Source organism: Bacteroidota bacterium, from assembly GCA_018692315.1.
Lineage (GTDB): Bacteria > Bacteroidota > Bacteroidia > Bacteroidales > JABHKC01 > JABHKC01.
Map to the genome: position 1 here is coordinate 47,627 of JABHKC010000048.1, position 10,538 is coordinate 58,164.

The 10,538-nt window shown below is 32.3% G+C and carries 5 protein-coding genes; 4 read left to right on the forward strand and 1 reads right to left on the reverse strand.

The window, feature by feature from the left end; all coding sequences use genetic code 11:
• The first annotated feature begins 180 nt into the window (after window positions 1–180).
• The 3 genes from HN894_04455 to HN894_04465 all read left to right on the forward strand — a co-directional run bounded on the left by HN894_04455 (window position 181) and on the right by HN894_04465 (window position 5,029).
• Window positions 181–1,734, forward strand: a complete 1,554-nt coding sequence (locus tag HN894_04455) for a DUF4301 family protein (GenBank protein MBT7142569.1) — start codon at window positions 181–183, stop codon at window positions 1,732–1,734.
• 442 nt (window positions 1,735–2,176) lie between these two features.
• A complete protein-coding gene (locus HN894_04460) occupies window positions 2,177–2,989 on the forward strand; it encodes an FKBP-type peptidyl-prolyl cis-trans isomerase (protein ID MBT7142570.1) in 813 nt (270 codons plus the stop codon).
• A gap of 72 nt (window positions 2,990–3,061) precedes the next feature.
• A complete protein-coding gene (locus tag HN894_04465) occupies window positions 3,062–5,029 on the forward strand; it encodes a DUF3365 domain-containing protein (GenBank protein ID MBT7142571.1) in 1,968 nt (655 codons plus the stop codon).
• A gap of 135 nt (window positions 5,030–5,164) precedes the next feature.
• Here HN894_04465 and HN894_04470 read toward each other — a convergent pair whose 3' ends face one another.
• Window positions 5,165–7,309 carry a bifunctional (p)ppGpp synthetase/guanosine-3',5'-bis(diphosphate) 3'-pyrophosphohydrolase gene (locus HN894_04470; protein ID MBT7142572.1) on the reverse strand — a complete coding sequence of 715 codons (2,145 nt, stop codon included), beginning with the start codon at window positions 7,307–7,309 and terminating at the stop codon, window positions 5,165–5,167.
• Between the two features lie 659 nt (window positions 7,310–7,968).
• Here HN894_04470 and HN894_04475 point away from each other — a divergent pair.
• On the forward strand, window positions 7,969–10,134 hold the full coding sequence (locus HN894_04475) for a T9SS type A sorting domain-containing protein (GenBank protein ID MBT7142573.1): 2,166 nt from the start codon (window positions 7,969–7,971) through the stop codon (window positions 10,132–10,134).
• Window positions 10,135–10,538 lie beyond the last annotated feature (404 nt).

Here is a 10,538-nt window from a genome sequence, read left to right on the forward strand (position 1 = left end):
ACGAAAAGAAACAAGACATGGTACGTCATAATATACTTGTCTTGACACTAGTGTTCAGATTAACTTCAATAATAAAAAATCTATGTTTATTAAAATGTATAAATTTGTTAGTTTGATTTTTGTTGGATGTAAGAAAAAAAGTATTGTACAAAATATAAAGTATTGATAAAAATAGAGAATATGTTTACAGAAAAAAACTTACAACAATTTGGAGACAAGGGTATAAACGAAAAAAATATTTGTCAACAAATTGAAAATTTTAAAAATGGGTTTCCATATCTGAATCTTGTAAAACCAGCTACATACAAATCCGGAATTGTAAAATTGGACGAAAAACAGTTGCAAAAATGCATCAAATTGTATGACAAAGAGTTAAAAATTAAGCAAGCAATAAAATTTGTTCCTGCTTCGGGTGCAGCAAGCCGAATGTTCAAAGCACTATTTGAACTGATCAGTTCTCGAAAGAAATCTGAAGAAGACTATATGAAACAAATGACAGAAAGAGGTTTTCATTCGGTGGGAACTTTTTTTGAAAACATTCAAACCTTCGCTTTTTATAACGATTTACGAGAGGTTTTTTTACAAAACAATGGCAATATTGATGTTTGCTATCAGAAAAAAAATTACATTAAAATTGTAGAAACTCTTTTGAATGAAGACGGATTGAATTACGGAAAACTGCCAAAAGGATTATTGAGATTTCATAAATATTCCGGATATGCAAGAACTTCTTTTACCGAACACTTGGTTGAAGCTGCGCACTTTTGCAAAAATGCTGACGAAACAGTAAAGGTTCATTTCACTATATCGCCTGAACACAAACAGTTGTTCATTAATAAGTTCGACGAAATAAAAGAGCAGTACGAAGACGAATTGAAAGTACAGTTTGAAATTTCATTCTCGTTCCAAAAATCTTCGACAGATACAATTGCTGTAGATCTTGAAAACAAACCTTTTGTTGAAGACGATGAGAAAATATTGTTTCGTCCAGGAGGGCATGGTGCATTAATTGAGAACTTAAATGACATTGATGCCGACATTATTTTTATTAAAAATATTGACAATATTGCACCAGATAGGATTAGAGACGAAACATACATTTATAAAAAAGCTCTTGCCGGTGTTTTGCTCGCAGCTCAAAAAAAAGTATTTGAATATCTTGAACTTTTGGAAAATGAAAATGCAATTGATCTAAAAACAATAAATAAAATAGCTGCCTTCTTGCAAAAAGAATTGTTTATTACTCTAAATGAAGATTTTGACGATCTTGAAAATGCCAAAAAAATCAAATATCTGAAAAGTAAATTAAATAGACCATTCAGAGTTTGCGGAATGGTTAAAAATGAAGGAGAACCCGGAGGAGGACCTTTTTACACAAAATGTGTTGATGGTAGCACTTCTTTACAGATAGTAGAAAGTTCGCAAATAGATAAATCCGATGAAAACCAAAATGAAATATTGTTAAGCTCAACTCATTTCAATCCTGTTGATCTGGTTTGCTCAATAATAGATTACAAAGGACAAAAATTTGATTTATCGAAATTTGTCGATGGGAATACAGGATTTATTTCGCAAAAATCGAAAGATGGTAGAGACCTAAAAGCTCAGGAATTGCCGGGTTTGTGGAACGGTGCAATGGCAAATTGGAATACAATTTTTGTTGAAGTCCCAATTAGTACTTTTAATCCTGTTAAAGTGATAAACGATTTGCTTCGTGAAGAACACCAAGCTTAATAGTTAAAAGTTCAAAGTATATAGATTTCTATTTAAATATCGGATATAAACTTCAAATTTTATTATTAAAAAACAAAAAATGAAAAGTATAAAATCAATCTTAATTTTAATATGTATTATGACATCAAATAGTCTATTCTCACAAGAAAATGAAAACAAGTTCGCAGATTACATTGAAACTGAATCCGGGCTTAAATTTATAATTACTCAACGGGCAAGGGGAGTCCAGGCGAAAGCTGGCGATAAAGTTGCAGTTCATTACAAAGGTACTTTGCTTGATGGAACTAAATTCGACAGCTCTTACGATAAAGACCAGCCATTTGTATTTGAATTAGGAGCCGGGCAAGTTATCAAAGGCTGGGACGAAGGCATTGCACTTTTGCATCAAGGCGATAAAGCTACATTTGTAATTCCGTCAGAATTGGCATATGGCGAACGAGATATGGGAACAATTCCTCCAAATTCCACTTTAATATTTGAGGTAGAATTAATTAAAGTTGAGCAAGGAGTTAGTATTGAAGCTTTTAATGTTGCCGGAAAAGATACTCAAATTACCCAATCTGGTTTGAAATATATTGTTGTTGAACAAGGAAATGGAGATTTCATCAAAAAAAATGAAACAGCAAAGATTCATTACACAGGCTATCTGAGCGATGGTACAATTTTCGATTCATCGGTAAAAAAGGGTAAGGAATTAGAATTTCCGGTAAGTACAGGGAGCATAATTAAAGGACTTGACGAGGGCGTGCTTTTCATGAAAAAGGGCGGAAAGTGTCGTTTAATAATTCCAGCTTCTTTGGGTTTTGGAGATCAAGCTATGGGAAGTATTCCAGCAAATTCAACTTTAATTTTCGATGTAGAATTAATTGATATCATACCTGAAAAAAAGGTTGAAGCTTTTGATATTGAAGGAAAAAAGATTCACAAGACAAACTCCGGTTTAGAATATATAATTGTAAAAGAAGGAGCCGGAAAACAAGCTGAAGCAGGCTTAAATGTCGAGGTTCATTATACAGGATATTTAGAAAATGGCGAAATTTTTGACTCTTCGGTAAAAAGAGGAAAACCAATTGACTTTCCTCTCGGAACAGGGCGAGTAATTAAAGGTTGGGACGAAGGAATTGCAATGATGAAAGTTGGTGGTAAACGCCGCTTGATAATTCCATCTGAACTTGGATACGGAAGCAGAGCCCAAGGAAGTATTCCTGCAAATGCCACTCTTATTTTTGATGTTGAATTAGTTAATGTTAAATAAGTTCCTTTTTTTTGTAAAAATGGAATACATTATTAATATTGTATGCAAAGATTGAAAGTAAATTCGTAAAATATGATAAAGAAAAGCCTTTTGATAGCTTTATTATTTGCATGGACATTATTATTGGTAGTAAGTCTATTATGGAATTTAAAAACTATTAACAATTCAACTTTAACGAATGTAAAAGGACAAACTAAGGCATTTTTCGATCAGATTCAAATTTCGAGAAGATGGAATGCCAAACATGGTGGTGTCTATGTTCCGATTACGGATTCTATTTTGCCAAACAAATATTTAGACATCAAAAATAGAGATATAATAATTGATAGCTTGGGTATTTCTCTTACGAAAATAAATCCGGCTTATATGACAAGGCAAGTTTCGGAGTTGGCTAAAAAGTATAATGCTACACGATTCCATATTACAAGTTTAGACCCAATTCGTCCTCAAAATAAACCCGACTATTGGGAAGCTAACATGTTAAATTCTTTTGAAAATGGAGTAATAGATACTATTGAGCTAATTAATTGGCATAACGAACAGTACTACAGGTATATGGCTCCATTAGAAATTAGAGAAGCCTGCCTAAAATGCCACGCCGACCAAGGCTATGAATTAGGCGATATTCGGGGAGGGATAAGTGTTTCTGTGAAGGCTGAAAAGTATCTGGCAAGTTCTAATGCATTAAAACAAAACATTTGGGTTTTTCATGGACTTATATTAATAATTGGTTTGTCGGTAATTTATTTTATTAGTAGATATATAAATAAGAATTACCTGAAGTTGATAAAAAAGGCCGTACAGCTTGAAAATTACGAAGAAGAACTCTCAGTTCAAAACGAAGAACTTTTGTCTCATCAAGATCAAATAATTAAACAAAAGGATATTGCTGAAAAAGCAAAAGAAAAAGCCGAGTTAGCCTCGCAGTATAAGTCAATTTTTTTAGCAAATATGAGCCACGAAATACGTACTCCCTTAAATGGAATTATTGGTTTCACAAATATTTTGCTCGAACAAGGAGATTTGAACGAGGTGCAAAAAGATCAGATAGATACGATAAAAAATAGTGGAGACAATCTCATTGCCATCGTAAACGATATAATTGATTATTCGAAAATTGAAGCAAACCAATTAGAATTGGAAGAAGCTCATTTAAATTTGTTCAACCTGATAAATGAGACTTTGAAAATGCTAAGCTTTAAGGCAAAGCGTAAAGGTATTGAATTGCATAGTAATATTCATCCGGATATTCCCTCATGGATAATTGGCGATTCTGTCAGAATTAAGCAAGTTTTGATAAATTATTTAAACAATGCAATAAAATTTACGCATCAGGGCTTTGTAGAATTAGATGTCGTTCCTGCAGAAATTAAAGGAAAGAATATAAAAATAAAGTTTTCTGTGATTGATACAGGTATTGGTATTTCTTTGTCAAACCAGTCGAAAATATTTACAGATTATGCTCAAGCAGAAAAATCGACAGCCCGAAAATACGGAGGAAGTGGCTTAGGTCTGGCAATATCTAAAAGGCTTGCTAAATTAATGAATGGCGAGGTTGGATTCGAAAGTGTCGAAAATTCAGGTTCTACCTTTTGGTTTACAGGGAGATATAAAATTGGGAAATCTCCCGGTTATGTCAATTTAAATACAAAGCCAATTAAAGCCAAAAGAAATATTAAGGCATTGCTGGCAGAAGATAATTTGATTAATCAGAAAGTTGCAACAATTTTCTTGAAAAAATATGTTAAGGAAATTGAAGTTGCTGCAAATGGTGCTGAAGCTGTAGAATTTGTAAAAAACGAACATTTCGATTTGATTTTTATGGATATTCAAATGCCTGTTATGGACGGCTATGAAGCTACAAAAAAAATACGTGAAATCGAAGATAGTGAAAATAGAACCAAATCAGTAATAATTGCAATGACAGCAAATGCCTTAAAAGGCGATAGAGAAAAATGTATTGCTATTGGCATGAACGATCATTTGTCAAAACCATTCAAACCAGAAGATTTGGCAAAAATAATTGAGGATTTTGTCTAAGTAACTGTAAATAAATAAGTGCTCTTTTTGATATTTGCAAACGATTTTTAATCAAGCTGTAAAGAAATATAAAATAATCAATAATAAATTAACAATTTCTAATTTCCTTTTGCATTTGTTGTGAATCATTGAAAACTACTCACTTCTAACAACTTTCCTAATACCTTTTATTTTTCTTAGTTTTTGTAGAATAATGTGCAAATGTGTTGTGCTTTTCACTACAATATTTATAGTCCCAATAAATTCATCTTTACTCGAATTTAGGTTTATTCCTCTCATATTTAATTTTAAATCAGACGAAATAAGTTTGGTTATTTCTTCCAACATACCTACTCTGTCGTCTCCCGAAATGCGGATTGCTGTTTTGAACGAAGCATTGGATTCGTCTGTTTTCCATTTAATTGTTTTAATACGAAACTTGTTGTTCAAAACTAAATTTTTGGCATTCGGACAGTTTTTCCTATGTATAGAAATTCCTGTTCCTATAGTTACATATCCGAAAACATTATCGCCAAATATTGGATTACAACATTTGGCAAATCGGTAGTTTATGTTGTCAACCGAACCGTCAATCAGAAAATAGTCCTTCTCTTTTTCTGGCTTAGAATTAATATCTTCAGCCGCGACAGCAGTTTCAGGAATGATAGTTTCAGACTCGTTTGAGCTTAAAAGAACATTTTTAATGTCCTGAATTTCAATAGTATCTCTTGCTATGGCTGAATAAAAATCTATAGCGTTTTGAATTTTCAAACTTTTTAGCAAAAAACTAACTGTTTCATCATCAAATTTTAATTTCCAATTTTTCAGTTTCCGCTTCAAAATTTCTTTGCCATTATCTGCCTCCTTATTTTTTTCTTCCTTTAAAATTTTCTTGATTTTAGATTTTGCTTTTGTTGTTTTTACAAATTTTAGCCAATCTTCACGAGCCCTCTGATTTTTTGAAGTAATAATAAAAACCTGATCTCCGTTTTTTAAAACATATTTCAATGGGACAAGTTTATTGTTTATTTTGGCACTTTGGCATGTCATACCAATTTTTGTGTGTATATCGAATGCAAAATCGAGGATAGTAGAACCTTTCGGGAATTTTTTCAAATCACCATTCGGCGTAAAAACAAAAATTTCGTTGCTGTAAAGGTCAGCCTTGAAACTATCAATTTTATCCTCCTTGTCAAGTTCTTGGCTAACAAGCATTTCTCGGGTTTTCTGAATCCAGTTTTCTACGGTGTTTGATTTTTGTTCGCTTTTATATTTCCAGTGCGCAGCCATTCCCATCTCTGCAATTTCGTCCATTTGTTTTGTGCGAATTTGAATTTCAACCCATTTGCCCTCCTTGCTCATCACAGTTGTATGCAAAGATTCATAACCATTGTTTTTTGGAAACGAAATCCAATCCCTCAGTCTGTTGGTGTTGGGAATATATAAATCGGATACTATAGAATAAACTTTCCAACAGTCAGATTTTTCTTTGCTCTCAATTATTATTCTTATGGCAAAAAGGTCATAAACTTCCTCAAATTCAACATTTTGTTTTTGAATTTTCCGATAGATAGAACTTATTGATTTTGTTCGCCACGAAATTTTAAAATCATAGTTTTGAGATTTTAGTTTTTCATTTATAGGTTTAAGAAAATAATTAATAAATGATTCCCTGCTTCTCTCAGTTTCAATAATTTTATCTTGAATAGAATGAAACATTTGGGGATTTTTTATTTTCATTACAGAATCTTCCAGTTCGAGCTTTATATTGTAAAGCCCGGCCCTGTGAGCAAAAGGAGCATAAAGGTATTCTGTTTCTGAAACGATTTTATCTTTTTCTTCTTTAGTAGATTCAACAAATGTTCTGATTATATGCAAATGTTGGGCAAGTTTTATTAAAATAACTCTGATATCATTTGAAACAGCTTTTAGAAGTGCATTGATATAGTCCGATTTTAAGCTTTTTTCATTAACATTCAAATCCGAAATTTTTTCGATTTCGACAATAGTTTTTGCTATTTTTTCACCGAATTCATTTTTGAGTTCATCAATTGTTATGATTTTACTTTTGTAAGGATTAAGCAAAAATATACAAACAATAGAAAATGCTTGCAAACCGATTTCTTCCATTGCAATTCTCGCAGTAATTAATATTTCAGAAATTTCAACTTCATTATTGGATTTTTTCGCGTATGCTTGAAGTTTGGCAAAAGCTAAGTCAAGCATTTTTGCCTCTTCTGTTTTTATTGTTGGTTTTAAAAGTTCAAGCAGGAATTTATATTCTGTATTTATTTTTAGCATTATTTTCTATTCAATTTTTACGAAAAGGAAAAGTACAATTATATTGAAACAAAAGCAACTTTTGCAATTTATTACTCAAGTTTCGCACATTAAATATAGCTATAAATTCAATATTTCGTAGTTTGAACACAAATCAAGGCATGAAACTAAAGCCTTTTCTATCAGTATTTTAATGAAAAAAATCTGAATCAGTAAATATTTCGGTTTGCCACAAGTTTTAAACTTGCAGCAGTTTGGCAAAAAGTCCTGAAAGGACGAAATGTAAAAGCATAGGGTGAAAACCCTACGAAAAAAAACACAGAAGAAACAAAATCCTGTAGGGATGAGATCAGAATCTATCGTTTGTAATTTCTATACCATTTAATAATTTCAGCCTTTCAGGATTCACAAAATGATGATGGCATTTCATTCTCAGGGTTTACACCCAGAGCTATAACATTCCGTCCTTTCAGGACTTTCGTTTAATATTTGACAATATCACAAGGTTTTACAAAAAAATTTCTTAATTTCAACAAATGAAAAATGCCAATTTTTCTAAAAAGTTAATATTCTTAATCCAACTTTTTAAATCGTATTGTAGTCTGTGAAATGAAAGAATTTTGTATGGACAAAAATATCATATAAATTTACGAACTATTTTTTAATAAAATTTTTATAGAATGAATTCATTTTTTACTGAATATTTTAAGTTGTTTTTGAAGAACAATAAGTTTTTTATCCTATTATTTTCAATGATTTTTATTTTTCAAACTCAAGCCCAACAATGGAATGAGATAATTAAGGCAGTTGCCACAGATAGAGATTCTGTCGATTGGTTTGGAATTTCGGGAAGCATTTCGGGCAATTATGCCATAATTGGAGCAATGGGCGAAGACGATGATGTTGCTGGTCGTGCCAATTACAGCAATTCGGGTTCTGCATATATTTTTGAAAAAAATGAATATGGTCATTGGATTCAAAAACAGAAATTAAAAGCTTCCGACAGAGATATTGAAGACTATTTTGGCTGGTCTGTAGCAATTTCAGGGAACTATGCGGTTGTTGGTGCTGTGTTTGAAGACGAGGATGTTTTTGGTGCTGATTCATTGAGCAGTGCAGGCTCTGCATATATTTTCGAAAGAGATAACATGGGAGTTTGGGCAGAAGTACAAAAAATTGTTGCTGCCGATCGTGAAATACAAGACTTCTTTGGATATTCGGTTGATATTTCAGGGAGTACTTTAATTGTAGGTGCTGTTTATGAAGATGAAAATCAAAACTTAACTGCTTCGGCGAGCAATGCTGGCTCTGCCTATATTTTCGAAAGAAATGGTATAGGAAATTGGGTGCAAGTACAAAAAATTGTGCAATCAGACCGAATGAACGATGATAGATTTGGTTTTACAGCTCATATCCATAATGATATATTGATTGTTGGGGCTATAGGTCAGGACTACGATACCAGTGGAAATAGCAGCAAACTGTTTGCAGGGGCTGCCTACATATTCGAAAAAGATGGATTGGGAGTATGGAATGAAACTCAAAAAATTGTTGCTTCTGATAGAGAACAATTTGATTATTTTGGGTATTCTGTCGATATCATTGAAAACTGGGCAATCGTTGGAGCGTATCATGAAAATGAAGATTCGCTTGGAGGAAATACATTAGATAATTCAGGATCGGCTTATGTATTTGAAAAAGACTCACTTGGAACTTGGTCTGAGAAACAAAAAGTTACTGCCGGCGAAAGAGCTGTCGATGATTTGTTTGGATATACTGTTGCAATTTCCGAAAATTTTATCGCTGTGGGAGCGAAAAACGAAGATGAAGATGCTTTTGAAACTAATACCCAAGATGATGCAGGTTCGGCTTATATCTTCAAAAAAAACAATCTCGGAGTTTGGAATTTCGATAAAAAGATTGTCGCATCGGATAGAGCGGCAAACGATGCTTTTGGAGCTTTTGTAGATATTTCTGAAAATGACATTTTAATTGGAGCATATCTTGAAGATGAGGATATTAGTGGAGTAGATTTTTTGTCAGCATCAGGTTCTGCATATATTTATAATACCTGTGCTACCATTGAATACGACACCGAATCTATTTGTGAAGGCGATAGCATTTTTCTTGAGGGAAATTATCAAACAGTTGCCGGAGAATATTACACAAATTTTATAAGTACTGGAGGTTGCGATAGTACAGTAATTGTAAATTTGAGTTTTAATCCTGTTTTTGAGTTTACTGAAAATGTTTCTATTTGCGATGGCGACAGTATATTGGTTGCCGGTGTATTTCAATCAACTGCTGGAACTTATCCTGTTTTATATAATACAATTCTTGGATGCGATAGTATAGTCAATACCGAATTGAATATTTATCCTGTTCCAATAATTGCGTACAATGTTTTCCCGGATTCTAATAATCTTGGAAATATTGATTTGTCGATAAGTGGTGGAAGCTCGCCATATTATTTCGAATGGAGTAATGGAGAAACAGTGGAGGATATTTCAGAACTTCAAAGCGGAGAATATTCTGTTACAGTTTATAATATTTATGGCTGTGCGAGCACCGAGTTAATTTCTGTTCCGCTATATGATTATATACAGGATTATACCATTTCAGAATTAAAAGTTCTTCCTAATCCCACAGAAGGTATTTTTACAATACAAAATATTTCAGGCTCAATGATTTTTATTTATAATCCTTTAGGTGAATTGCTCGAAACATATTTATCAGAAAAACCTGTGGTAAATTTCGATATATCACATTATAAAAATGGATTATATTTTATTAAAGCTGTAAATGAAAATATGGTTTTTACTGCAAAATTACTGCTAGAGAAATAGTTTTTTTTATTGTCATTTTATTTTCGCAACTCCTTTTGCTTATATCTGCATTAGTTTTCTATCTTTGCTGTATAGCTTTACCACCATAGATGAGATTGTTAATCCATTCGATGTTATGGATATTAAAAATAAAAAATATAAAAAAATATCAGGAATTTTCTGGATACTAATGACTTATGCAAGTGTGTCGGAGCGAAAATGAAAATTTGACACATATACTCTTTGAATAAACAGATAAAAAATTATTGTTAGGCTATTTAGTGCCTCTAACCTGAATAATTCATAAATATTTCTACTACAAGCCCAAACTGCACATCATCTTTGACCGTCCTCAATTTTTATTCCATCAAAATAGCTCGCTATTACTCAAAAATAAAAATCTGTGGTAGTTCAAATCTGACACA